22 protein-coding genes and 1 pseudogene are annotated in these 23046 nt (G+C 63.4%); 7 read left to right on the forward strand and 16 right to left on the reverse strand.

All coding sequences use genetic code 11. The annotated features are described in order from the left end of the window. Positions 1 to 41 precede the first annotated feature (41 nt). Both pbpC and ACYCCG_RS11375 read left to right on the forward strand, forming a co-directional pair. On the forward strand, positions 42 to 2396 hold the full coding sequence (gene pbpC, locus ACYCCG_RS11370) for a peptidoglycan glycosyltransferase PbpC (protein ID WP_459670437.1): 2355 nt from the start codon (positions 42 to 44) through the stop codon (positions 2394 to 2396). 92 nt (positions 2397 to 2488) lie between these two features. Continuing rightward, complete coding sequence (locus ACYCCG_RS11375; RefSeq protein ID WP_459670440.1) at positions 2489 to 4153, forward strand: ShlB/FhaC/HecB family hemolysin secretion/activation protein; 1665 nt, start codon at positions 2489 to 2491, stop codon at positions 4151 to 4153. A 74-nt stretch (positions 4154 to 4227) separates the two neighbouring features. Here ACYCCG_RS11375 and ACYCCG_RS11380 read toward each other — a convergent pair whose 3' ends face one another. From ACYCCG_RS11380 to ACYCCG_RS11415, 8 genes are all read right to left on the reverse strand, one after another. Beyond that, positions 4228 to 5004, reverse strand: a complete 777-nt coding sequence (locus ACYCCG_RS11380) for a response regulator transcription factor (protein ID WP_176684394.1) — start codon at positions 5002 to 5004, stop codon at positions 4228 to 4230. Between the two features lie 119 nt (positions 5005 to 5123). Beyond that, entirely contained in the window at positions 5124 to 5594 is a 471-nt protein-coding gene (locus tag ACYCCG_RS11385; RefSeq protein WP_176684395.1) for an A24 family peptidase, read from the reverse strand. Between the two features lie 276 nt (positions 5595 to 5870). After that, positions 5871 to 6440 (reverse strand): DUF4136 domain-containing protein, encoded by a 570-nt coding sequence (locus ACYCCG_RS11390; protein WP_180688901.1) that lies wholly within the window; start codon positions 6438 to 6440, stop codon positions 5871 to 5873. A gap of 19 nt (positions 6441 to 6459) precedes the next feature. Continuing rightward, positions 6460 to 7095, reverse strand: coding sequence for a DUF4136 domain-containing protein (locus ACYCCG_RS11395; protein WP_209968168.1), 636 nt, complete (start codon positions 7093 to 7095; stop codon positions 6460 to 6462). Between the two features lie 22 nt (positions 7096 to 7117). Next, positions 7118 to 7867, reverse strand: a complete 750-nt coding sequence (locus tag ACYCCG_RS11400) for a methyltransferase domain-containing protein (protein ID WP_176684398.1) — start codon at positions 7865 to 7867, stop codon at positions 7118 to 7120. Beyond that, positions 7864 to 8169: a MazG-like family protein gene (locus ACYCCG_RS11405; RefSeq protein WP_176684399.1), complete on the reverse strand. Its 306-nt coding sequence runs from the start codon at positions 8167 to 8169 to the stop codon at positions 7864 to 7866. The genes ACYCCG_RS11400 and ACYCCG_RS11405 overlap by 4 nt, the downstream gene beginning before the upstream one ends. A gap of 77 nt (positions 8170 to 8246) precedes the next feature. Further along, entirely contained in the window at positions 8247 to 9098 is an 852-nt protein-coding gene (locus ACYCCG_RS11410) for a MaoC family dehydratase (RefSeq protein WP_339443292.1), read from the reverse strand. A 2-nt stretch (positions 9099 to 9100) separates the two neighbouring features. After that, complete coding sequence (locus tag ACYCCG_RS11415; RefSeq protein ID WP_209968163.1) at positions 9101 to 10453, reverse strand: 3-oxoacyl-ACP reductase; 1353 nt, start codon at positions 10451 to 10453, stop codon at positions 9101 to 9103. Positions 10454 to 10570: 117 nt separating this feature from the next. Here ACYCCG_RS11415 and ACYCCG_RS11420 point away from each other — a divergent pair, with 117 nt between their 5' ends. After that, positions 10571 to 11848 (forward strand): acetyl-CoA C-acetyltransferase, encoded by a 1278-nt coding sequence (locus ACYCCG_RS11420; RefSeq protein WP_339535077.1) that lies wholly within the window; start codon positions 10571 to 10573, stop codon positions 11846 to 11848. An 89-nt stretch (positions 11849 to 11937) separates the two neighbouring features. Continuing rightward, entirely contained in the window at positions 11938 to 12717 is a 780-nt protein-coding gene (locus ACYCCG_RS11425; protein ID WP_176684403.1) for an AraC family transcriptional regulator, read from the forward strand. A gap of 95 nt (positions 12718 to 12812) precedes the next feature. Here ACYCCG_RS11425 and ACYCCG_RS11430 read toward each other — a convergent pair whose 3' ends face one another. The 5 genes and pseudogenes from ACYCCG_RS11430 to ACYCCG_RS11450 form a co-directional block, all read right to left on the reverse strand. Continuing rightward, positions 12813 to 13580 carry a methyl-accepting chemotaxis protein gene (locus ACYCCG_RS11430; protein ID WP_370688781.1) on the reverse strand — a complete coding sequence of 256 codons (768 nt, stop codon included), beginning with the start codon at positions 13578 to 13580 and terminating at the stop codon, positions 12813 to 12815. Between the two features lie 90 nt (positions 13581 to 13670). After that, positions 13671 to 14756: pseudogene (locus ACYCCG_RS11435) on the reverse strand (HAMP domain-containing protein); the annotation flags it as partial. A 167-nt stretch (positions 14757 to 14923) separates the two neighbouring features. Beyond that, positions 14924 to 15334: a Cu(I)-responsive transcriptional regulator gene (gene cueR / locus ACYCCG_RS11440; RefSeq protein ID WP_176684405.1), complete on the reverse strand. Its 411-nt coding sequence runs from the start codon at positions 15332 to 15334 to the stop codon at positions 14924 to 14926. After that, the gene (locus ACYCCG_RS11445; protein WP_459670449.1) at positions 15331 to 17730 is read right to left on the reverse strand and encodes a heavy metal translocating P-type ATPase; all 2400 of its coding nucleotides are present in this window, start codon (positions 17728 to 17730) and stop codon (positions 15331 to 15333) included. The genes cueR and ACYCCG_RS11445 overlap by 4 nt, the downstream gene beginning before the upstream one ends. A gap of 52 nt (positions 17731 to 17782) precedes the next feature. Beyond that, complete coding sequence (locus tag ACYCCG_RS11450) at positions 17783 to 18169, reverse strand: hypothetical protein (protein ID WP_003255287.1); 387 nt, start codon at positions 18167 to 18169, stop codon at positions 17783 to 17785. A 146-nt stretch (positions 18170 to 18315) separates the two neighbouring features. Between ACYCCG_RS11450 and ACYCCG_RS11455 the strand changes: the two genes are divergently transcribed. Together ACYCCG_RS11455 and ACYCCG_RS11460 are read left to right on the forward strand one after the other, a co-directional pair. Next, positions 18316 to 18513, forward strand: a complete 198-nt coding sequence (locus tag ACYCCG_RS11455; protein WP_014589568.1) for a heavy-metal-associated domain-containing protein — start codon at positions 18316 to 18318, stop codon at positions 18511 to 18513. A 108-nt stretch (positions 18514 to 18621) separates the two neighbouring features. Continuing rightward, the gene (locus ACYCCG_RS11460) at positions 18622 to 19803 is read left to right on the forward strand and encodes a multidrug effflux MFS transporter (protein WP_176684407.1); all 1182 of its coding nucleotides are present in this window, start codon (positions 18622 to 18624) and stop codon (positions 19801 to 19803) included. On the opposite strand, the gene ACYCCG_RS11465 is transcribed toward ACYCCG_RS11460, so the two are convergent. Continuing rightward, positions 19754 to 19951, reverse strand: a complete 198-nt coding sequence (locus ACYCCG_RS11465) for a hypothetical protein (protein ID WP_245354978.1) — start codon at positions 19949 to 19951, stop codon at positions 19754 to 19756. The two genes, ACYCCG_RS11460 and ACYCCG_RS11465, sit on opposite strands and share 50 nt — an antisense overlap. 489 nt (positions 19952 to 20440) lie before the next feature. On the opposite strand from ACYCCG_RS11465, the gene ACYCCG_RS11470 reads away from it, so the two are divergent. After that, positions 20441 to 21154: a transcriptional regulator gene (locus ACYCCG_RS11470; RefSeq protein ID WP_459670455.1), complete on the forward strand. Its 714-nt coding sequence runs from the start codon at positions 20441 to 20443 to the stop codon at positions 21152 to 21154. A 20-nt stretch (positions 21155 to 21174) separates the two neighbouring features. On the opposite strand, the gene ACYCCG_RS11475 is transcribed toward ACYCCG_RS11470, so the two are convergent. Further along, positions 21175 to 22122 (reverse strand): adenosine deaminase, encoded by a 948-nt coding sequence (locus tag ACYCCG_RS11475; RefSeq protein ID WP_209968151.1) that lies wholly within the window; start codon positions 22120 to 22122, stop codon positions 21175 to 21177. An 86-nt stretch (positions 22123 to 22208) separates the two neighbouring features. Next, entirely contained in the window at positions 22209 to 22895 is a 687-nt protein-coding gene (locus ACYCCG_RS11480) for an SDR family oxidoreductase (protein WP_176684409.1), read from the reverse strand. Positions 22896 to 23046 lie beyond the last annotated feature (151 nt).

The following is a 23046-nucleotide window of genomic DNA, read 5'->3' on the forward strand; positions in this document are numbered from 1 at the left end:
TCCCAAAGCCTTTGGCCATTACCTGGCCAGGTCGGTTCCCGATGCCAAGCTTAGCGCGACCACGCAGCCGTGCGGGCAGGTTGTTGCGTGCCACGCTGATCAGTTTGCTGGTGCTGGGCGGCCTGTTCTGGCTGGCTGATCGTATCTGGCCGCTGCCGATGCCGGGTGACGACCTGGCCCGGGTAGTGCTGGCCGAAGACGGCACACCGTTGTGGCGATTTGCCGATGCTGAGGGCGTGTGGCGCTACCCAGTTAGCCCTGAAGAGGTTTCGCCGCTTTACCTGCAGGCCTTGCTGGCTTACGAGGACCGTTGGTTCTACGACCACCCAGGGGTCAACCCGCTGGCATTGGCCCGTGCGGCCTGGCTGAACCTGCGCAGCGGGCGTGTCGTGTCGGGCGGCAGCACACTGTCGATGCAGGTGGCACGCCTGCTCGACCCGCACGACCGTACCCTGGGCGGTAAACTGCGCCAGCTATGGCGCACGTTGCAGCTGGAGTGGCACTTGTCCAAGCGTGACATCCTGCAGATCTACCTGAACCGCGCACCTTTCGGCGGCACGCTTCAGGGCGTGGCGGCAGCCAGCTGGGCGTACCTGGGCAAGTCCCCCCGTCACCTGACACCCGCCGAAGCGGCGCTGCTGGCTGTGCTGCCCCAGGCACCCAGCCGGCTGCGCCCGGACCGCCACCCCGAGCGTGCCCAGCGTGCCCGGGACAAGGTGCTGCAGCGCCTGGCTGAATACCAGGTATGGCCGGCCCAGCAGCTCCGCGAGGCAGCCGAGGAGCCGTTGGTGTTGGCGCCACGCCAGGAGCCGGCTTTGGCGCCATTGCTGGCCCGACGCCTGAACAGTGCTGACAGCCCGCCACTGATTCGGACCACGCTTGACGCTGCGCTTCAGCGGCGCCTCGAAGACTTGCTGCTGGGCTGGCGCGCCCGGCTGCCCGAGCGTACCTCGGCCGCCATTCTGGTGGTCGAAGCGCAGTCCATGGCGGTGCGCGCGTACCTGGGCTCGGTAGATTTGTCTGATGAGCGCCGCTTTGGCCATGTCGACATGGTGCGTTCGCTGCGTTCGCCCGGCTCCACCCTCAAGCCTTTTCTCTACGGCATGGCGCTGGACGATGGCCTGATCCATTCCGAATCGCTGTTGCAGGATGTTCCACGACGCTATGGCGACTATCGCCCTGGCAACTTCTCCATGGGTTTCAGCGGGCCGGTGTCGGCGAGCTCAGCGCTGGCCCTGTCGCTCAACCTGCCCGCCGTGCAATTGCTGGAAGCCTACGGCCCGAAACGCTTTGCCGCGCAATTGCGCATGGCGGGCATGCCGCTGATACTGCCGCCCCTTGCCGAGCCCAACCTGTCGTTGATCCTGGGCGGTGCCGGCAGCCGCCTGGAAGACTTGGTCGGCGGCTACGCGGCGCTGGCGCGGGGGGGCAACAGTGCGCAGGTGCGCTTGCAGCCACAGGCCCCCCTGGTGGAGCACCGGTTGCTGTCACCGGGGGCGGCGTGGATCATCCGGCGTATTCTCAGTGGCCAGGCGCGCCCGGACCGCGACCCGCACGCCGAACTGGTGCAGCGCCCGCAACTGGCCTGGAAAACTGGCACCAGCTACGGCTTTCGCGATGCCTGGTCGATTGGCGTGGGGCCGCGCTACCTGATTGGCGTATGGATTGGCCGCCCCGACGGTACACCGGTGCCCGGTCAGTTCGGCCTGGCGTCGGCGGCGCCGCTGATGTTGCAGGTGCACGATCTGTTGAGCAATCGCGACAGCCAACGCGGTATCAGCGTCCCGGTAGAGCGAGTACCTGCGAATATTGGCGTTGCGGCAATCTGTTGGCCGCTGGGCCAGCCAATGAGCAAGCAGGACACCAACTGTCGGCGTCAGCGCTTTGCATGGACCCTGGACGGCACCACGCCGCCAACCTTGCAGGCAACTGACCAGCCGCTGGGCCTGGGCTTGCGCGAAACAGTGTGGGTCAACGAGCAGGGCCTGCGGGTCGATGGTAGCTGCCCGGGCGCCAGGGCTCGTGACATCGTCCTGTGGCCGGCGCCGCTGGAGCCGTGGCTACCCCGTGTCGAGCGGCGCATGGCGCGTTTGCCGGCCATCGACCCGGCCTGCCCGCCGCAGGCGCCGGCCAGTGCACCACCGCTGTCGATCGTCGGTGTGCGCCCTGGCGACCATCTGCGCCGCCCGGCCACCAACACTGAGCCGTTGCAATTGCAGGTATCTGCCTTGGGGGGGGGCGGACGGCGCTGGTGGTTCCTCAACGGCCGACCGTTGGGCGAAACCCAAGGGCAGGACAGCCTGTTGTTGCGTTTGCCACAGGTCGGGCAGGCTGAACTCAGCGCGCTGGACGAAAGCGGTCAGACGGCGCGGGTGGCGTTCCAGGTCAGCGAGTAGGTGTTCGACGGCCGCCGGGCCAGCACCTACGCTTGCAAGTGACGGGTGTGACCGGCTGGTGCCCCGCAACCCATGGGAACATGGAGTGCCCTATGCGTCCTCTGGTCGTGCCCCTGATGTTGCTGCTTTGGGCACTTGCTGCTCACGCAGACCCGTTGCCGGGGTTTCTCGACAGCCATGAATACGAGCGGCGTCTGCCCAGCGCCAATCTGCCGATGACGGACTACTCCCCTGTGAGCCCCCACATATGGTTGGCAGGGGCGGCTATCGACAACCCCGACTGGGCCCCGGCCAACACCCGGCTGGTGCTGCAAAAAGTGCGTTTCGAGGGCGGCACGGTGTTCCCCTTGGGCGACCTGCGCGAACACTATCAGCCGCTGATCGGGCGCGAAACCACGTTGGGTGAATTGCAGCAATACACCCAGCGCCTGACCCAACGCTACCGGCAGGAGGGCTACTTGCTGTCGTATGCCTACCTGCCGCCTCAGGATGTGGCCGATGGCAGGGTCAACGTGGTGCTGGTCGAAGGTTACGTACGTGATTACCACGTGGACGGCGATATTGGACCGGCCAATGAGTATTTGCAGCAGTTGCTGGCGCGCATTGAGGCCGAGCGCCCACTGACCCGCGAAACGCTGGAGCGCTATCTGGGCCTGGCTACGCGCATGCCAGGGGTCGTGGTAGAGGCCGAACTGACAATGGCGCGGGCTGCCGAGGATGTCGCCCAGTTGACCGTGCATGCACGGCGCAAGCCGCTCAGCGCCGCGGTGACCGTGGCCGACTCCAGCCGTGACGCTGCTCAGGCCCTGTTGACGGCAGCCAGCAATGCCCAGACTCGCCATGGCGAACAGTTCGCGGCCAGTTGGCTGCTGCCCTCTGGGGAAGACCGGGTCCATTACCAGCGTCTCGATTACAGCCAGTACCTGGACTCTGCCGGTAGCCAACTGCTGCTATCGGCCTCGCGCTACCGCAGCGAGCCCGGCACGCGCATACGTCTGGACGATGGCCGCGATATCACTCGCAAGCACGACAGTGAACGCTATGCGATCGGTTTGCGCCAGCCGGTGATCGTAAGGCCGAATGAGTGGCTGGCGGTGCAGGGCCACGTGTACTCAGTCAGTGAGAAAGATCAAGACCGGATGGCCGAGCAGCCACCGTTTCGCAAGTACGACACCTATGTACGGGCGCTGTCATTCGAAGGTGACTGGCGCAAGGTGGAGCTGGGGCGTTTGCGTATCGTCAGTGTCGGGGTCTATCAGGGCCTGGACTATCTGGGGGCACGCAGCGATGCTGACTACGATCTCGATTTCCTGCGCTTTCGGCTTTCCGGCCTGCAGAGCGACACGCTGCTGGAAAACTGGCAGGGGGTGGTATCCGGTGCGTTGTACTGGAGTGACGATCGCTTGCCCGACAGTGAGCGTGCGGGGTTTGGCGGGCAGAATTTCGGGCGTGGCTACCCGCGCGATCAGGCGGACGGTGACAAGGGCTGGGGTGTGGCTTACGAGCTTAACTACAGCATGCGAAGTAGCTGGCTTGCGCGGGTTCAGCCCTATGCGGTGGTGGATACCGCACAGGCCTGGCATAACCGGGGACCGGTGGAGGACGCCCATCTGGCTTCGGTGGCGCTGGGTGTGCGGTTAGGGGCTGGGCATATGTTCAATGTGGCGCTGGAAGTGGCCAAGCCGTTGGCGGATGTGGCGCTGGATAGCCTGGACCGTGGGCCTCGGCTGTCGTTGAACCTGGCGATCCAGTTGTAGCAGGCAACTATGGGCTTGCAGGAGCAGCCTTTCGCAGCGCTAGGCCGCTCCAGAATGGTGTGCCGAGCCTTCACTCAATGGGTCGTGAACCGCTGGTGCACGGGCGACGAGCTAGGGGTCAGCGCCAGAGCCAGTTGGGTGCGGTTGTGCATATGCGTCAAACGCAATACCTGAGATACATACAGCTTCACGGTGTTTTCGGTAATGCCCAGTTCACAGGCGATCTGGTAATTGGTCTTGCCCTTGCTAACCAGGCGCGCCACTTCCAATTGGCGTGGTGACAGTTTCTCGAACGCTGCTGGCAGCTCGCTTTCGCTTTCTTCTGCATCACTGGCACGCCGGTGGGTGCCTTGGCCACGGGCTTTTTCCAGGTCCTGATACAGTTCGTCCACCGACTCGGCCAGTTCCTGCAAGCGCTGGTTCAATCCACCCAGATCACGGATATTGCGCTGGCGCTCCAGCAAGACCTCTTCCTGCCGGCGGACGCCTGCCAGCAGTTCATCGAGGTCCATCGGCTTCTGGTAGTAATCGGCGAAACCTTCGCGTAGCGCCCGGATCAAGTCCTGCTTCTCGGCACGCCCAGTCAACATGATGGCTTCGAACATGCGCTGGCTGCCGTTGATCTCCTTCAAGGCGCGCACCAGCTCGATGCCGTCCCGATCGGGCATGTGCAGGTCACAGATAAGCAGGCCGATGCTAGGGTCTGCCACATAGTGCTCGATGGCTTCGTCGGTTGAGAGGGCTGTAACGCAGGCATAGCCCTTGGTTTCGAGGAATTCACTCAGTTGTTCGACAATGACCGGTTGGTCATCAACCACCAACACCTTCACTTCACTCACTGATCTGGACACGATCAACTCCCTGTTCTTATACGGCCCTGCTCCCGTGCCAGACGCTCTGGCAGCTTAAAAGTAGTCGCACTAGGCGAAATTGTACAAGGCGTGTACAAGTCATCGGACCACTGGAAGGCTTACTGGATCCATACGGCTGTCAGAAGAAAACCTGACAACACATAAGGGACGAAAGCCTGCTTGTCGCCCATTTCCTCGGTCAGGGCCTGCAAACGCTTCTTTATCTTGGGATTGAGCAGAGTCCACAGGCGTCGGCGGGTCAATAGCCAGACCAGCACACTGACACCCGCGCCAATAAAGGTGCCGAGTACATATTGCGGGCTTGTGGCCAGGGCCAGGGCGCCCATCAGCTTGACGTCGTCAGCGCCGAAGCGGCCGAGCATGTAGCCTGGCAGGGTCAGCAGCATGACGATGGCCAGCGCCCAACCGGCATCGCTGGCATCGGCGCCTATCCAGCTGTGGCCGGTAGCGAACAGCCAGGCCAGGGCGCAGCCAGCCACCCCCAGGGTCAGCATGTTGGAGATCTGGCGTTGACGCACATCCTGTTCGGAGCACAAGGCAAGCCACAGCAGGAGAACAATGCTTTGCATTGGCAGGTCGCCTTTCCCAAATGTTGAACACTTCTACCCGGTCAGTCAGGTTTACCTAGATGAAGATAGACGGGAACGCGCGGGGGAGTGCGGTTGGCAACGGAAAAAAGGCGTGCGTGGAATGGATTTTGTCGCAGCTGACACCGGCCTGGCAGGGGATTCAGTCGTACTGAGAATCGCGATCAGTGTAGGCGCGGGTTCAGCCGCGAAGGCAGTAACATGCACCGTGCCACTTCCTTCGCGGGCCACGGTGCATGCCAACGCCATATTCCGACGCTATTTTTTGCTGCCCGGTGGGTAGTTGCCCAGCACCTTGGCCACGGTGTTGCGGATTGCGCTGTTACGTTCTTCCGGGCTTGGCGGGTAGTTGTTCATGATCTGCTCGGCACTGCCGCGCCATACCAGCTTGCCGTCACGCCCATCGAACATGTCGACCTGGATGGTGGCGACCTTGTAGTCGACACTGCGGGTTTCGTTGTACATCGGGCCACCCCAGTAGCCGCCCCAGTAGCCACCCCAGCCACCGCCGTAGTTGGTGGTGATCTGTTGTTGGCGCTGTTCCACGATCAGGTACGTGCGTACTGCCAGGTCGGGCCGCGCTCCGCCTTGTACCGGACGCAGGCCACGCTGGTCGAGTTGGTCTGCCACCGCCTGGCGAATGCGCTGCTCGGTAAGGTCGCTCTTGATCCTTGGGTCATCCGGGCGGTACTGCAGGCCTGGCTCCTGCCATGCCCAGCTACGGTAGGCGGCAAAATCGCGGCTGGCATCGAAATCCTGCTGGACGTTGTTGCTCGAGCAGGCAGCGAGCAACAATGCGAATGACAGTAGAACGAGACGGCGCAACATGATGGTTCTCCGTTAGCTATTAACTGGGAGGATAGCCGCTGAGCGCCTTGTGCACAGAATCGCGCAAGGCACTTTCGCGCTCGCGGGGCGAGTCCTTGTTGCTGCTGCTTTCGGCGCTGGCGCTCCAGACCGGCTGGCCGCTGCGGGCGTCGTACAGGTCGATGCGTACCACCAGGACTTCGACCTCGTAGGTACGCACGATGGGCACGCTGGCATAGCCCCCATAACCATGGTGATAGCCGCCATAGCCCACGCCACCATAAGGGTACGGCCCGTAGTAGGGGTCGTAGCTGTCGTAGTCACGCACCTGGCGCAAGCGTTTTTCCAGGCGCATACCGGCGCTCACCAGCAAATCGCCAGGGCCTGCGCGAGAGGGGCGCAAGCCATGCTGGTCGAGCGCGCCGCTCACCGCATCGGCCAGTTGCGCCGGGTCTGCACCCACAGCGCCGCTGGGCAACTGGCCGTTGCGCCAGCTCCAGCTGCGGTAGTGCCCATAGTCACGAGCGGGTGCAGGGTAAGCACTGGCGTCGAAGGTGTGGGCCGCCTGCGCAGGGGCCGGTGGTAACGGGCGGCTGCTGGCCACATACGGGTTGCTGCCCTGGCAACCAGCCAGGGCAATGGGCAGCAGGGCCAGGCACAACAGACGGTACGGCATGTGTTCCTCCCGGCGTGGCGGATTAGCGGGGGCGGCAGACCCAGTGCAGGTAGCGGCCAAGTCCGGCGAAGGTAGGGTGGCGACGGTGGGCCAGTTCCATTTCCAGCAGGTCGAGCAGCTCGGCCTTGCCCTGGAATTCCTTGGGCATATAGTCGTGAAACACCCGCACGCCGCTTTCGCTTTCAACCTGCCACATAGGCTCAAGTTGCGCCTTGAGTTCGCGTGGATCAAGCGGTTTCTGTGGGGTCAGGCTCTGCTTTTCACCTTCCAGCCGGTTGCTGCGCAACTTGCGGAAATGGCCCTTGAGCAGGTTGCGATAGACCAGTGCGTCGCGGTTGTAGAAGGCCAGCGATAACCAGCCGTCGGGCGCCGTGAGCTGGTGCAGCACTGGCAGGATGCTCTCGGGTTCGGCCAGCCATTCGAGCACGGCATGGCAGAGCACGAGGTCGTAGCGCTCGGTCAGTTGGCCGAGCAGGTCTTGCCAGGGTGCCTGGATGAAGGTCGCGGTCTGGCCGGCTTCGGCAAAGCGCGCCCTGGCGCCTTCGAGCATGGGCGCCGCAGGTTCGGCCAGGGTCAGCTGGTGGCCGCGCTCGGCCAGCCACAAGGCCATGTGGCCCAACCCGGCGCCGATGTCGAGGATGCGTAGCGGGCGGTCGGGTAGCGCTTCGGCCAGGTCGGCCTGCAACACCGCCAGGCGGATCGCACCCTTGGCGCCGCCATAGATCTTTTCGGCAAAGCGGGTGGCCAGCTCATCGAAATGACGATCGTTCATCGGGCGAAGCGCCTCTCGCTGTCGGCCAGCTTGGCACGCACCACCTGGTCCATGTCCAGACCCAGTTCGCTGCACAGCAGCAACAGGTAGAGCACCACGTCACCGACTTCCTGGCCGGCGTGGGCCAGTTTGTCGGCAGGCAGTTGGCGCGATTCGTCCTCGCTCAGCCACTGGAAGATTTCTACCAGCTCGGCCATTTCGACGCTGGCGGCCATGGCCAGGTTCTTCGGGCTGTGGAAGCCGCGCCAGTCGTTGGTATCGCGGATCTGATGCAGGCGTTGGGTGATTTCTTGCAGGTTCATCGGGGGTCTCCTATTGCTGCATAGCTTCTGCCCAGGCCCGATGCAAAGCAAGCGTATACCGCCAGGACAGGCCCGGCCTACAGGCACTCCCAACGGCCGACCATATGCAGCACGTCCCCGTGCCCATCCAGGCGCAGTTGGCCCGAAGGGCCCGCTTCACTGGCACTGAGCACCACCTCCGAAGGCAACCTTACCGGCTTGCGGAAGTCCACCTCAAAGGCATAGCCACTGTGCGGCAGGTGCCCACGCAGCGCGGCCAAGGCCATGGCCTTGGTCCACATGCCATGGGCAATGGCCGTGGGAAAGCCGAACAACCGCGCACTGACCGCACTGAGGTGGATAGGGTTGTAATCCCCGCACACCTTGGCATAACGCCGACCGATATCACTGTCGGCATACCAGCGGGTGGCCTCGGGCAATGGATCAGGCTCAGTGTCGGCGGGCTCACTTGCCTCGCCTTCCAGCGCCAAGCCACGCACCAACATGCGGCTGGTCTCGCGCCAGAGCAGGCCGATGCCATCTTCAGCCTCGGTGACCAGGTCGAAGGTGCCACCTTTGGCATGGCGCTGCAGGTTATGCGCGTGCACCGCAAAACGCAGCCCTTCGACAGCACCAAGGGGGCGCAGCACTTCGATGCGGTTGTGCAGGTGTACCAGGCCAAGCAGCGGGAAGGGGAAATCATCGGCAGTCATCAGCTGCAATTGCAGGGCAAACGCCATCACATGTGGATAAGTCCCCGGCAGGCGGCCATCATCGGGAAAGTGGCAAAGCCTTCGATACGCCCCCAGGTTGCCTGGCTGAACCCGAATGAAACAGCGCAGGCCATCGTCCGGTAGCTGGTCGCCGCTGATGGTGCGTTTGCTGGCTGCGCGCAGGTACAGGCTGGCGCGGGCGGCCGGGTTGTGCAGATCGTGCCATTGTCGGCTCATGCTCAAGCTCCCATCAGTGCCTGGCCGCACACCCGCAGCACCTGGCCGTTGACCGACCCGGAGCCTGGCTGGCTGAGCCACGCAATGGCTTCGGCGACGTCCTGCGGGCGCCCACCCTGGCCCAGCGAACTCAGGCGCCGCCCTGCCTCGCGCAGGCCCATGGGCATGGCTGCAGTCATGTGGGTTTCGATGAAACCGGGGGCGATGGCGTTGATGCTGCCACCGCGCTCGGCGAGCCGTGGCGCCCAGGCCTGGGCCAGGCCGATCAGCCCGGCTTTGCTCGCGGCATAGTTGGCCTGCCCGCGGTTGCCGGCAATGCCGCTGACCGAGGCCAGCAGGGTGATGCGCGCGTTTTCCCCCAGCGCGCCGTTGTCATACAGCGCCTGGGTGAGCACCTGCGGTGCCTTGAGGTTCACGGCCAGCACGGCGTCCCAGTATTCCGGCGTCATGTTGGCCAGTGTCTTGTCGCGAGTGATCCCGGCGTTGTGCACCACGATATCGATGCCGTCGGGCAGGGCTGCGAGCAGTTGCGTTGCCGCATCGCTAGCGCATATATCCAATGGCAGTGCCTTGCCGCCAAGGCGTGCAGCGAGGGCGTCGAGGTCCTGGCTGGCCTGCGGTACATCCAGCAGCAGTACATCGGCGCCGTCCCGTGCCAAGGTTTCCGCAATGGCGGCACCGATGCCGCGCGCAGCCCCCGTGACCAGCGCACGGCGACCGCCGAGTGGGCGGGTCCAGTCTTCCACCTGGCTGGTGCAGGCTTGCAGGCGCAGAACCTGGCCAGAGATGAAGGCACTCTTTGGCGAGAGGAAGAAGCGCAGGGCGCCTTCCAGCTGATCTTCGGCACCGGGGGCGACATACAACAGCTGGGCAGTAGCGCCATTGCGCAGTTCCTTGGCCAGTGAGCGGCTGAAGCCCTCAAGGGCACGCTGTGCAACGCTGGCCAGTGGGTTGTCGAGGCCTTCCGGTGCAAGGCCTAAAACCAGTACATGGGCGCATGGGGCCAGACTGCGTAGCAGCGGCTGGAAAAATTCACGCAACTGCTTCAGTGCATCGCTGTCGGACAAATGACTGGCATCGAATACCACGGCCTTGATTTTCGGCCCCAGGCCGGCCACCCAGGCTTCAGCCTGCAGGTTGTCGGCGCTGAAGCTGTAAACCTCGTCAGTAAGGCACGGGGCGATGGCTTCGACCTGCTTCGCCAGTGGCCCGCCACCCAGTACCAGGGCACCTTCTACCGGGCGCAGGCGGCCAGCCTGCCAGCGCTCCAGTGGCGCCGGGCGTGGCAGGCCAAGGGCATCCACGAGGCGGCGGCCGAGATTGGAGTTGGCAAAACCGAGGTAGCGATCGCTCATGAGGGGTCTCCCGAAAGGCAAGCTTGAAAGTGTGGACCAACTTTGCGGCAGGGTCGTTCGAATGCGGTAAAAACACCTAGGCTGTACCGATCAAATTGTTTCAGGAGGAATAAGCGCATGCGTTCAGCTCGCCGGGTCGCGATCCTGGGTGGCAACCGGATCCCCTTCGCCCGCGCCAATGGCGCCTACGCCACGGCCAGCAACCAGGCGATGCTCACGGCCGCGCTTGAAGGCTTGATCGAACGCTATCGCCTGCACGGGCTGCGGTTGGGCGAGGTGGTGGCCGGTGCCGTGCTCAAGCACTCGCGCGACATGAACCTGACCCGCGAGTGCGTGTTGAGTTCGCGCCTGTCTGCGCAGACCCCGGCCTACGACATCCAGCAGGCCTGCGGTACCGGGCTGGAGGCTGCGCTGCTGGTGGCCAACAAGATTGCCCTGGGGCAGATCGACTGCGGTATTGCTGGCGGTGTCGATAGCACCTCCGATGCGCCCATCGCCGTCAACGAAGGCTTGCGCCATATATTGCTGCAGGCCAACCGTGGCAAAAGCCTTGGCGAACGGTTAAAGCCTTTCCTCAAGCTGCGGCCTCGTCACCTGAAACCCGAACTACCACGCAATAGCGAGCCGCGCACGGGGTTGTCGATGGGCGAGCATTGCGAGCGCATGGCCCACACCTGGCGCGTTGGCCGTGCCGAGCAGGACGAACTGGCCCTGCTTAGCCACCAGAAGCTGGCCGCTGCCTATGCCGAGGGTTGGCAGGAAGATCTGTTGACGCCGTTTCTTTCGCTGACACGGGACAACAACCTGCGCCCCGACCTGAGTCTTGAGCAGTTGGCCAGACTCAAACCAGCCTTTGACCGCAGCGGGCAGGGCACGTTGACGGCGGGTAACTCCACGCCGTTGACCGATGGTGCTTCGCTGGTGCTGTTGGGCAGCGAGGCGTGGGCGCAGCAGCAGGGGTTGCAGGTGCTTGCCTATCTGGTCGATGGCGAAACCGCTGCGGTGGATTTTGTCACGGGGCGCGAAGGGTTGTTGATGGCGCCTGTGTATGCCGTGCCGCGCTTGCTGGCACGCAATGGCCTGACGCTGCAGGACTTTGACTATTACGAAATCCACGAAGCCTTTGCTGCCCAGGTGCTGTGCACGCTCAAGGCCTGGGAGGATGCCGACTACTGCCGTGAGCGGTTGGGCCTGGAGGCGCCGCTTGGCGCGATCGACCGTAGCAAACTCAATGTCAAGGGCAGTTCGCTGGCGGCCGGGCACCCGTTTGCGGCAACCGGTGGGCGGATATTGGCCAGCCTGGCCAAGCTGCTGGCGACGGCGGGTAAGGGGCGCGGGCTGATTTCGATCTGTGCGGCAGGCGGGCAGGGGGTGACCGTTATCGTCGAGCGCTGAAGTACCTCCAGGGTAACGGCAGAGGCGGCGAGTGCCTCGATCATGATCCAGCTGTTAGGCTTGTCTGGTCAGAACTAAAAGAAAATACCATGCCGATCATCGGACACCCCCGCGCTATCCCCGCGCTGGAACACCTGCCCAGACCCCTCTACGCCCGTGCCGAAAGCCTTGGCGCCGGTTCGTGGACCACTCGCCACCGGCACGACTGGGTACAGTTTTCCTACGCCATCAGCGGCGTACTCGGCGTGTACACACGCGACGGCAGTTACTTTGCCCCACCGCAGTGGGGGGTGTGGATCCCTGCCGATGCCGAGCATGAAGTGGTCACCTCGATGCAAGCCGAGATGCGCAGCCTGTATGTACGCCGCGATGCCTGCCCATGGGCGCCGGAACAATGCCGGGTGCTGGAAGTGACGCCGCTGGCGCGCGAGCTGATCAAGCAGTTCTGCCTGTTCCCGGCGGATTACCCAGAGGACGACAGCGCCGAGGCGCGTCTGGTGGCGGTGCTGCTCGACCAGTTGCGCACTTTGCCGGAAGTCGGTTTTTCGCTGCCGTTGCCCCGCCACCCTGGTTTGCTGGCGCTGTGCAATGGCTTGATCGCTGCACCAGACCAGTCGCAGACCTTGCAGCAGTGGGCGCGGCAGCTGGGGTGTTCGGAGAAGACGCTGATGCGGTTGTTTCAGCGGGAGACCGGGTTGAGCTTTCGTAATTGGCGGCAGCGCATGCGGTTGTTGTCGTCGCTGGCGTTGCTGGAGGCGGGGGAGAATGTGACCGAGGCGGCACTGGGGTGTGGGTATGACTCCACTTCGGCCTACATTGCGGCGTTCAAGCAGCTGTTTGGGGCGACACCGGGGGAGTTGAAGCTTTAGTTTACGCTTGCTTGTGCCGGCCTCTTCGCGGGTAAACCCGCGCCTACAGAGGCCGCGTTACCACCCGCGAAAGGGCCGGCACAGGCCATGCATCATCAGGTGCGGAACCTGCGCACCAGCGTATCCAGCTCATTGGACAGCCCGGCCAGGCTCTCGGAGTCCTGGCGCGCCGCCTGGGCCAGCTCGGCCACCAACTGCGCATCCCCGTGAATCTGGCTGATGTGCCGGTTGATGTCCTCGGCCACCTGATGCTGTTCTTCGGCTGCCGTGGCGATCTGGGTGTTCATATCGCGGATCACGTCCACCGACTCACGGATCTGCCCGAAGCTGTCGCGGGCCAGGCCAATGCGGCTCACCGACTGCTGCGACACTTCCAGGCTGGCGTGCATCTGCTCGGCCACTTCGGCGGTACGGCTGGCCAGGTTGCCCAGCAGACCGTCGATTTCGGCGGTGGAGTCGGCAGTGCGCTTGGCCAGCGCCCGCACTTCGTCCGCCACCACGGCAAAGCCGCGGCCCTGCTCACCGGCACGGGCCGCTTCGATGGCGGCGTTCAGGGCCAACAGGTTGGTCTGCTCGGCAATCGAACGGATGGTGCCGAGGATCGACTGAATAGCGTTGCTGTCACGCTCCAGTTGCTGGATCGACTGCGCCGATTGCTCGATTTCGTGGCTCAGGCGATCAACGCTGTGTACCGCCGCATCGATCTGCTGCTGGCCTTCGCGGGCCTGCTGCTGGCCACTGTCGGCCGACTGCGCTGCCTGGCTGCAGGACCGTGCCACTTCATTGGCGGTGGCGACCATTTCGTGGAATGCAGTGGAAACCATGTCCACGGCTTCACGCTGGCGGCCGGCCGCCTCGGCCATGTCGCTGGAGACGCGGGTCGAGCTGCTGGACGTGCTGAGGATCTTGCTGGCAGCAGTGCCGATGTGCTGGATCAGGCTGCGAATGGCCCCGAGGAACTGGTTGAACCAGCTGGCCAGTTGCGCGGTTTCGTCGCGGCCGCGGATTTCCAGGTTGCGGGTCAGGTCTCCCTCACCCTGGGCGATGTCTTCCAGGCCATTGGTGACACTGTTGATCGGGCGCACGATCAGTTTGGCGAAGGCCGCACCGACCAACGCGAACAGCGAGGCCAACACCACAGCGATGACGCCGATCAGCCAGGTGAGCCGGGTGGTGGTCTGCATCACTTCGCTTTGCTCGATCAGGCCGATGAAGGTCCAGCCCAGTTGCTGGTCGGGGTAGACGTTAGCCATGTAGTGCACGCCATTGAGTTCGACCTCCACCAGGCCTTTGCCGGCTTTGGCCAGCTTGGCATAACCGTCGCCAAAGCTTCCCAGCTGCTTGAAGTTGTGGGTGGCGTCGCGCGGGTCGACCATCACGTTGCCGTTGCTTTCCACCAGCATCAGGTAGCCGCTTTCGCCCAGTTTGATCTGCTTGACGATCTCGGTCAGGCCCTTGAGCGACACGTCGATGTTGACCACACCGCCGGGGTTGCCCAGCTGGTTGGCCACGGTGCGCACGGTGCTGACCAGCACTGCATCGTCGGCGGCCCAGTAGTAGGCGCCGGTACGTAACGTCTTGCCAGGGTTGGCCATGGCGAGTTGGTACCAGGGGCGCGTGCGTGGGTCATAATTGACAAACTTCTGGCCGGCCGGCCAGCCGGTGTAGCCGCCGTCATTCACCCCATAGGACAGGTAGGCGTAGGCGGGATGTGAGTTGGCCAGGCGGGTCATGAAGTCGAGTATTTTGCTGGCCTGCTCGCCCAGTTCGTAGGACGGGGTTGCGCTCATGTACTTGTTCAGCTCGCTACCCGTGGCGGCGACCATTGGCTGGGAAGCCATGTACTCGACGTTCTGGTTGATCCCCTGGAAGAAGATGTTCATCGCGTTGCTGACCTGGCGGATTTCCCGGCTGCTGCTGTCGAGGAATCCGTCGCGGGCTTCGCCGCGCAGGTTGATGACCACCAGGGTGGCCACCAGAACGATGGGCAAGCCGGCGATGACCGCGAATGCCCAGATCAATTTCTGTTTGATGCTCATCGACGCTCCCGGAATTGTTATTTTCGACACACGAGGCAGGTAGCAACTACATCGGCAGCATCCGGGTTTTATAAAGCCAAAAGGCCCGTATTTATTGGATAAAGTCGTGGTTGGTGACTATTCGGTCGTGTTTGGACATTTATGGCATACCAAACGCTCGTGGCAGCTCAGTGACAACAGCTGCCTGCAGCGCCATTGGCCAGGTCTTTGAGGATCGGGCAGTCCGGGCGGTCGTCACCCTGGCAGTGCGAAACCAGCTCGCCGAGGGTGTCGCGCAGGCTCACCAGCTCCTCGATGCGCCGGTTCAGTTCATCGATATGGTGCATGGCCAGCGCCTTCACATCGGCGCTGGCACGTTGGCGGTCCTGCCACAAGGCCAGCAACTTGCCGACCTCCTCGAGGGAAAAGCCCAGGTCGCGGGAGCGTTTGATGAAGGCCAGGTTGTGCAAATCTTCCGCCTGGTACAGGCGGTAGCCGCTGTCGCTGCGTGTGGCCGGTTTGAGCAGGCCGATGGATTCGTAGTAACGGATCATCTTGGTGCTGAGCCCGCTGCGGCGGGCGGCCTGGCCAATGTTCATGGCGCCTCCTGGGTGTTGCTGGTGGGTTTCCACGTTTTAAGCCACAGCGCGTTGCTGACGACGCTTACGCTGGACAGGGCCATGGCGGCACCTGCCAGTACCGGGTTGAGGTAACCTAGCGCGGCCAGCGGGATGCCGATCAGGTTGTAGATGAATGCCCAGAACAGGTTCTGGCGGATCTTCGCGTAGGTCTTGCGGCTGATTTCCAGTGCGGCGGGCACCAGGCGCGGGTCGCCACGCATCAGGGTGATGCCCGCGGCCTGCATGGCCACGTCGGTACCGCCACCCATGGCAATGCCGATGTCGGCTGCGGCCAGCGCCGGTGCATCGTTGATACCATCGCCAACCATCGCAACCACACCCTCCTGCTTGAGCGCGGCCACGGTCGCGGCCTTGTCGGCCGGTAGCACTTCGGCATGCACATCGTCGATGCCCAGGGCCTCGGCAACCACTCTGGCGCTGCCACGGTTGTCACCGGTCAGCAGGTGGCTGCTGATGTGTTGGGCGTGCAGGGTGTCGATGGCCTGCGCGGCGCCCGGCTTGAGGCTGTCACCAAAGGCGAACAGGCCTACCACACTTGGTTGCGTGCCGCGTTCTATCAGCCACGACAGTGTGCGCCCTTCGGCTTCCCAGGCCTGGGCCTTTTCGGCCAACTCGCCGGGCTGCAGCCCGCTTTCGTCAAGCAGTCGACGGTTGCCCAGTGCCAGTTCACGGCCTTCAACGCGACCGGCAATGCCGCGCCCGGTCAGCGACTGGCTGTCGGCAACGCTTGGCACGTCCAGCCCTTGCTCTGCACAGGCCATCAGTACCGCCTTGGCCAGTGGGTGTTCACTCCCGCGCTGCAGGGCGCCGGCCAGGCGGTACAGGTCGGCACTGTTGCCGTCCAGCGCCTGGCTGTGAACCACCCGCGGGCTGCCGGAGGTGAGGGTGCCGGTTTTGTCGAAGACTACGCGGTTGACCGCATGGGCACGTTCCAGGGCTTCGGCATCCTTGATCAGGATGCCGTGGCGGGCGGCGACCCCGGTGCCGGCCATGATCGCCGCGGGCGTGGCCAGGCCGAGGGCGCAGGGGCAGGCGATGACCAGCACGGAGACGGCGTTGATCAGCGCGATTTCCAGCGGTGTCCCAGCCAGCCACCAGCCAATCAGGGTGATCAGGGCCAGTACCAGCACAGCGGGGACGAATACCTGGCTGACACGGTCGACCAGCTTCTGGATCGGCGCTTTGGCGGCCTGTGCGTCTTCCACCAGGCGGATGATGCGCGCCAGCACGGTCTCGGTGCCCAGCGCCTGGGTACGCACCAGCAGCCGGCCTTCGCCATTGATGGCGCCACCGGTAACGCTGTCGCCGGGTTGCTTGGGCACTGGCAGGCTCTCGCCGCTGATCAGGGCCTCATCGGCGTGGCTGCTGCCGTCTTCGACCACGCCGTCGACCGGGAAGCGCTCGCCGGGCTTGACCAGTACCAGGTCGCCCAAGCGCAACTGGGCGATCGCCACGTCCTCCTCCAGGCCGTCGACCACGCGCACGGCGCGTTCCGGGCGCAGGGCTTCGAGGGCGCGGATGGCACTGGCAGTCTGGCGTTTGGCGCGGCTTTCCAGGTACTTGCCCAGCAATACCAGGGCAATCACCACGGCCGAGGCTTCGAAGTACAGGTGCGGGGCCATGCCGGCGGGAGCCTGTGCCCATTGGTACAGGCTCAGGCCATAGCCAGCGCTGGTGCCTAGGGCCACCAGCAGGTCCATGTTGCCAGCACCGGCGCGCACGGCCTTCCAGGCCGCAATGTAGAAGCGGGCACCGAGAATGAACTGCACGGGTGTGGCCAGCAGGAACTGCGCCCAGGCGGGTAGCATCCAGTGCAAGCCGAACGGTTGCACCAGCATGGGTAATACCAGTGGCAGGGCCAACAGCAAGGCTGCGCCGACTGCCAGGCGCTCGTTGCGCAGGCGTCGCTGGACAGTGCTTTGGTCGTCCTTGGTCGATTGTGGCAGGCTGGCGCTGTAGCCTGCCTTTTGCACAGCGTCGATCAGCAGGTTGTCATCCAGGGCCGCAAGCACTTCGAGGTGCGCGCGTTCGCTGGCCAAGTTGACGCTGACCTGCTCGACCCCCGGCAATTTGCCCAGGGCGCGCTCCACACGGCCGACACAACTGGCGCAGGTCATGCCGCCAATCTGCAGCTCGAGGGTGCGGGTGGGCACCCCGTAACCGGCCTCCCGCACGGCTTTGACCAAAGCCGGCAGGCTGTCAGGCGCGGCCAGAACCCGGGCTTTCTCAGTGGTGAGGTTTACGCTGACCTGTTCAGCGCCGGTGACCTTGCGCAGGGCGCGCTCGACCCGGCCAGCACAGCTGGCGCAGGTCATGCCGGAGATCGGCAGGTCGTATGTGGTGGATGCGGGCATGGCTCTCCTCCTTGGACAGGCCTCCAGCATCAACCTTGCCACGCAGGCAAGGTCAATAGCCCAGGTCGGCTCGTTTCAACTCCAGCCCATATTGCCCCATGGCGATGCGGTATTTGTTGATCTGGCCCGCCTGCAGATTCAAACGCGTGCTGCGCTGGTCCTCTATACCAGCGGCGCAACCCGGCATTTGCCCAGGTAGCAGGCGCAGGCGTACATCCACCGGGCCAGGCGGCAAGTTGAACGAGGTAGACTGCTCCTGGAAAACGCGCCCGGAAAGCTGGTCGTTGAGGTACACGCCGATTTCGCAGCTGGTGGCCACTTCCAGGCGCTCCCGGGAAATGATCAGTACGCTGTAGGCCGAGTTGCCCTCGGCGAAGGCCGGTGGCACCACAGCCAGCGCGCCCAATAGCCCGACGACGCCCAATGCTGCCCTGAACATGAAAAAATCTCCTGCTTGCCTGATCGTCAAAGGCGCAGCTTGGCCGACGCGGACGCGGATTTCCACCCCGGGTGTTGCAGGCAAGGCTTGACCTTGCCCTGATGGCAAGCTTGAGACTAGTGAAAAACCTGAAGGAGGTAACCCTCATGCAAGTGTTCAATGTACAAGGCATGACCTGCGGCCATTGCGTGAAAGCCGTGACCCGCGCGGTGCAGGAGCAGGATGCGGCAGCCAGGGTGGAAGTTGATCTGGCAGGCAAACAGGTGCGTGTGCAGAGCGAGTTGGCGCAGGAGCAGATCCTCACTGCGATTCGGGATGAGGGGTACCAGGCCGAACTCGCCTGAAGACCTGATTGCTCCCACTGGGGGGTAACAGTGTTGCAAATGTTTTCACATCGATAGGGTCCACAGCAGGTAGAATCAGTCACTTGCTTAGCCTGCTATGGATTCCTGATGAACCTGCGAATGGTGCTCATCCTGGGCGCACTCAGTGCGTTCGGGCCCTTGGCGATCGACTTCTACCTGCCAGCCTTCCCGGCCATGGCGCAAGCGTTCGCCACCGATGAAAAACACATCCAGGCCACTTTGGCCGCTTACTTCCTGGGCCTGTCTATCGGGCAATTGGCCTATGGCCCAGTTGCCGATCGCTTTGGTCGACGCAAGCCACTGATCTTCGGCGTCACCCTGTTCACCTTGGCTTCACTGGCCTGTGCCTATGCCCCCAACCTCGACACCTTGGTGCTGGCACGTTTTATCCAGGCATTGGGTGGGTGTGCCGGCATGGTGCTTTCGCGGGCTATCGTCAGCGACAAGTGCGACCCGGTAGCTTCAGCCAAAGTGTTTTCGCAACTGATGCTGGTCATGGGCCTGGCGCCGATCCTGGCACCGATGCTGGGTGGGGTGCTGGTGAACCTGGCCGGCTGGCAGTCGATCTTCCTCGCTCTGAGCCTGTTCAGTGCCGGCTGCCTGTTGGCGGTAAGCCTGGGCCTGCCAGAAAGCCTGCCTGAGCATATACCGCGCCAGCCGCTGTCTGGTGCGTTGCGCCAGTACCTGCGGCTGCTGGCTGACCGGGTTTTCCTCGGCCATGCCCTGACCGGCGGTATCGCCATTGCCGGCATGTTTGCCTATATCGCCGGTTCGCCTTTCGTGTTCATCAAGCTGTATGGCGTACCCGCAGAGCACTACGGCTGGCTGTTCGGTACCAATGCCGCAGGTTTTATTCTGGTGGCGCAGGTGAACGCCCGCTTGCTGGCCAAACGCGGACCGGCGTTCCTGCTGGGCCGCGCGGTGTGGCTGTATCTGGTTGCGGGCCTGGTGCTGCTGGGCGTGGCGGCCTTGCGCCCAGCGCAGTTGTGGCCGCTGCTGGTGCCGCTGTTCATCTGTATCGCCAGCCTGGGTTGCATCATTCCCAATGCTTCGGCCTGCGCCATGAGCGGACAGGGCGCGCGTGCCGGTAGCGCCTCGGCACTGATGGGCTGTGTGCAGTTCAGCGTCGCTGCGGGTGCTGCCGCACTGGTCGGCCTGCTGCATGACGGCAGTGCGGTGCCAATGGCAATCGTGATCAGCCTGTGCGGGGCGCTGGCGGTCAGTGTCGCGCTGTTGACCCGACGTCTGCAGGCCAAGGCTCCCGCATGAGGGGATGAGGTGCCTGCAGACGGTTTTCCAGCGTGGCGACGAAGGCACGTGCCTCAGCCTCGCTGCGGAAACTGACCACGTGCTGATCGAGCTGGACTTGCCAAGGACAGGCGGGGTTTCGGCTCGACGCACTTACGATAATTTTCATCGCGGCATACCTCCAGAAAGGGCAGCGGCTCAAGTGTAGCGCTGGCCCGCGAGCCTGCCATGACACCGCTTCAGCGTCCTGACTGACGGTAGGTGCGTGCATTTTCCTGGCGGTGTTTCCTGCTTTGGGCGCAATGCCTGCAAACCCACAGAACCTTCGCTTTGTTTCGCGCTATTTGTGGAAGGTTGCTGTGGGCCGTATCTGAAATGACTGCAAGTTTGTTTTCATCAAGATGTTTCAGCGCGCCTGTGTGGGCGTACCGGTGCCTTGGTTGACGTGGTGCCGGGGAGTATTTCGCAGCCGCTTCGCTGCTTGCCATGGGTAGACATACCCAGTGGTTTTTCATCCTGGGTGCTGCGGCAGGTGGGCGTCTGAACGGCGTTTTCTGCGGCTTATACTGGCGAACCAGGCCAGTGCCAGCGAGAGGCGCTTCCCTGGCAGGGTTGGCCATCGCATCCCCACCGTGAAATTGCAGGGAGTTACAAGGACATGAACGCAGCCAGCAGTATCAGCCAGATCGCCAGCCTGATGGCCGACCCCAAGCGCAGTGCCATGCTGTGGGCATTGATCGATGGCACACCACGATTGGCCAATGAGCTCGCGATGATGACTGGCCTGACTTCATCGTCAGCCTGCGCACACCTTTCGCTGCTGTCGTCGGCCGGTTTGCTCAGGCATGAAGCCAGGGGCCGCAAACGTTACTTCTGCCTGGCTACCCCGCAGGTCGGAGCAGCGGTAGAGGCCTTGGCCAGCGTACAACTGGAAAGCGCCAGGGGAGAGCGTGCCGAAGCGCCGGTATCGTCGCTGCCCCTGTCGATGCGCCGGGCGCGCCGTTGTGGCGATCACCTGGGTGGGGAGTTGGCCAGTGAGCTGTACCATCGCATGGTGGTGGCTGGCTGGTTGGAAGGCAGCGGACGGCACTTGAGGGTCAGTGACGAGGGGCGGGCGCAGTTGGCCTTGGTCGGGGTGTACATAGATGCCCTGGCGCCACACCAGCAACGAGGTTGCGTGATCTGCCGCTGCACCGAATGGAATGACCAGGGCCCGCATCTGGGGGGCGTACTGGGCCAGGCCTTGTTCAGGTTGTTCCTGCAATCTGGCTGGATGCGTGAGTTGGAGGACTCGCGGGCATTGCATATCTCGGCGCTGGGTATCCAGCAGATCAATCGCATAGCCCGCGTGGCGACGTTGCAGGTCGGTTGAGCGCAACGTCGTCATGCTACTCAAACCAGCCGTGCGTCCAGGCTGTTCTGCGCCAGGCGACGCGCCTGGTCTTCGGTCATGCCCAAGTGGGTATGCAGAGCGTGGAAGTTCTCCGTGACGTAGCCACCGAAGTAGGCCGGGTCGTCCGAGTTGACCGTGACTTTCACGCCACGCTCGAGCATGTCGAGGATGTTGTGCTGGCTCATGTGGTCGAACACGCAGAGCTTGGTGTTGGATAGCGGGCACACCGTGAGCGGGATCTGCTCGTCGATAATGCGCTGCATCAGGCGCTCGTCCTCGATGGCGCGCACGCCATGGTCGATACGTTTGATCTTCAGCAGGTCGAGGGCTTCCCAGATGTACTCAGGCGGGCCTTCTTCGCCAGCATGGGCAACGGCGATGAAGCCTTCGCTACGGGCGCGGTCGAACACACGCTGGAACTTGCTGGGTGGGTGGCCCATCTCCGAGCTGTCCAGGCCTACGGCAATGAACGCATCGCGGAACGGCAAGGCCTGATCGAGGGTCTTGTGCGCTTCATCCTCGCTGAGGTGGCGCAGGAAGCTGAGGATCAGGCCGCTGCTGATGCCCAGCTGTTCGCGGCCATCCTTGAGCGCCTGGCTGATGCCGTTGAGCACCACTTCGAAAGCAATGCCACGGTCGGTATGGGTCTGCGGGTCGAAGAAGGGTTCGGTGTGGATCACGTTCTGGGCCTTGCAGCGCTGCAGGTAGGCCCAGGTCAGGTCGTAGAAGTCCTGCTCGGTGCGCAGCACGTCGGCGCCCTGGTAATACAGGTCGAGGAACTCCTGCAGGTTGTTGAAGGCATAGGCACCGCGCAAGGTCTCCACATCGGCCCAGGGCAAGGCGATCTTGTTGCGCTCAGCCAGGGCGAACAGCAACTCGGGCTCCAGCGAGCCTTCCAGGTGCAGGTGCAGTTCGGCCTTGGGCAGGGCGTTCAACCAGTCATACATAGTGGTTCATCTCAATCAGGTACAGTTGCGGCCATTCTACAGGGGCCGGCCGGGCAATGCGCCCAGCCGGGCTGCGACCTGGTGAATCACCAGACCAAGGGTTCGCCCTTGTAGTTGATGAAGCGCAGGCCGCCCTTGCCGCTTTGGGCCTTGATCTGTTCGATCATGCCGCGGGTGCTGGTGAGCACATCGATATCGGCGTTTTCGCCACCCATGTCGGTTTTCACCCAGCCCGGGTGCATGGCCAGCACGCACAGGTCCGGGCGCTGCTGCTCAACGAAGAAGCTGTTGATCATCGAGTTCAGTGCCGCCTTGCTGGCCTTGTACAGGCAGATTTCGCCACCGTCGGGGATGGTGATGCTTCCCAGGATCGAGCTCATGAAGGCCAGCACACCACTGCCTTCGCGTATTTGATCCACCAGGCGGCGAGCCACGCGTATCGGCGCCACGGCGTTGGTCATGAACAGATCGCCAATGTCGCTGTTGCTTACCGCCTCCAGATCTTGCGGCAAGGGGCCCATGACCCCGGCGTTGACGAATATCAGGTCGAATACCTGGCCTTGCAGGCGTTGCTTCAGGCCATCGAGTTGGACGGTGTCGTTCATTTCCAGCTGCTCGATGTGCACGCCGGGCACGTTCGCCAGGGCGCCGGGCTGCTGCGGGTTACGGACGGTGGCAGTGATTTTCCAGCCGTCTTCGTGCAGGCGTTGTACCAGGCCCAGGCCAAGCCCGCGCGAGGCGCCGATGATGAGGGCAGTTCTTGAATTAGCCATAGGAACATTCCTTTATCGGTGTAGGAGAAAGGAACTGAGCATACGTCACGGCGGATATGCGTGCCTGGTTTGCTGTTGGTCAAAAAATGGTCAGTTTCGTCTGGGCCTTGCGGGGCCGGGCGCTTCGCCGGTTGGCACACGGGTTATCCAC

It is taken from the genome of Pseudomonas sp. VEM90, from assembly GCF_054611535.1.

Bases quoted from the DNA above. Each gene is read 5' to 3' on its own strand.
- pbpC (WP_459670437.1), top strand. From the start codon at position 42: ATGCCAAGCTTAGCGCGACCACGCAGCCGTGCGGGCAGGTTGTTGCGT.
- ACYCCG_RS11375 (WP_459670440.1), top strand. From the start codon at position 2,489: ATGCGTCCTCTGGTCGTGCCCCTGATGTTGCTGCTTTGGGCACTTGCT.
- ACYCCG_RS11385 (WP_176684395.1), bottom strand. From the start codon at position 5,594: ATGCAAAGCATTGTTCTCCTGCTGTGGCTTGCCTTGTGCTCCGAACAG.
- ACYCCG_RS11390 (WP_180688901.1), bottom strand. From the start codon at position 6,440: ATGTTGCGCCGTCTCGTTCTACTGTCATTCGCATTGTTGCTCGCTGCC.
- ACYCCG_RS11395 (WP_209968168.1), bottom strand. From the start codon at position 7,095: ATGCCGTACCGTCTGTTGTGCCTGGCCCTGCTGCCCATTGCCCTGGCT.
- ACYCCG_RS11400 (WP_176684398.1), bottom strand. From the start codon at position 7,867: ATGAACGATCGTCATTTCGATGAGCTGGCCACCCGCTTTGCCGAAAAG.
- ACYCCG_RS11405 (WP_176684399.1), bottom strand. From the start codon at position 8,169: ATGAACCTGCAAGAAATCACCCAACGCCTGCATCAGATCCGCGATACC.
- ACYCCG_RS11410 (WP_339443292.1), bottom strand. From the start codon at position 9,098: ATGAGCCGACAATGGCACGATCTGCACAACCCGGCCGCCCGCGCCAGC.
- ACYCCG_RS11415 (WP_209968163.1), bottom strand. From the start codon at position 10,453: ATGAGCGATCGCTACCTCGGTTTTGCCAACTCCAATCTCGGCCGCCGC.
- ACYCCG_RS11420 (WP_339535077.1), top strand. From the start codon at position 10,571: ATGCGTTCAGCTCGCCGGGTCGCGATCCTGGGTGGCAACCGGATCCCC.
- ACYCCG_RS11425 (WP_176684403.1), top strand. From the start codon at position 11,938: ATGCCGATCATCGGACACCCCCGCGCTATCCCCGCGCTGGAACACCTG.
- ACYCCG_RS11430 (WP_370688781.1), bottom strand. From the start codon at position 13,580: ATGGCCGAGGCGGCCGGCCGCCAGCGTGAAGCCGTGGACATGGTTTCC.
- cueR (WP_176684405.1), bottom strand. From the start codon at position 15,334: ATGAACATTGGCCAGGCCGCCCGCCGCAGCGGGCTCAGCACCAAGATG.
- ACYCCG_RS11445 (WP_459670449.1), bottom strand. From the start codon at position 17,730: ATGCCCGCATCCACCACATACGACCTGCCGATCTCCGGCATGACCTGC.
- ACYCCG_RS11450 (WP_003255287.1), bottom strand. From the start codon at position 18,169: ATGTTCAGGGCAGCATTGGGCGTCGTCGGGCTATTGGGCGCGCTGGCT.
- ACYCCG_RS11455 (WP_014589568.1), top strand. From the start codon at position 18,316: ATGCAAGTGTTCAATGTACAAGGCATGACCTGCGGCCATTGCGTGAAA.
- ACYCCG_RS11460 (WP_176684407.1), top strand. From the start codon at position 18,622: ATGAACCTGCGAATGGTGCTCATCCTGGGCGCACTCAGTGCGTTCGGG.
- ACYCCG_RS11465 (WP_245354978.1), bottom strand. From the start codon at position 19,951: ATGAAAATTATCGTAAGTGCGTCGAGCCGAAACCCCGCCTGTCCTTGG.
- ACYCCG_RS11470 (WP_459670455.1), top strand. From the start codon at position 20,441: ATGAACGCAGCCAGCAGTATCAGCCAGATCGCCAGCCTGATGGCCGAC.
- ACYCCG_RS11475 (WP_209968151.1), bottom strand. From the start codon at position 22,122: ATGTATGACTGGTTGAACGCCCTGCCCAAGGCCGAACTGCACCTGCAC.
- ACYCCG_RS11480 (WP_176684409.1), bottom strand. From the start codon at position 22,895: ATGGCTAATTCAAGAACTGCCCTCATCATCGGCGCCTCGCGCGGGCTT.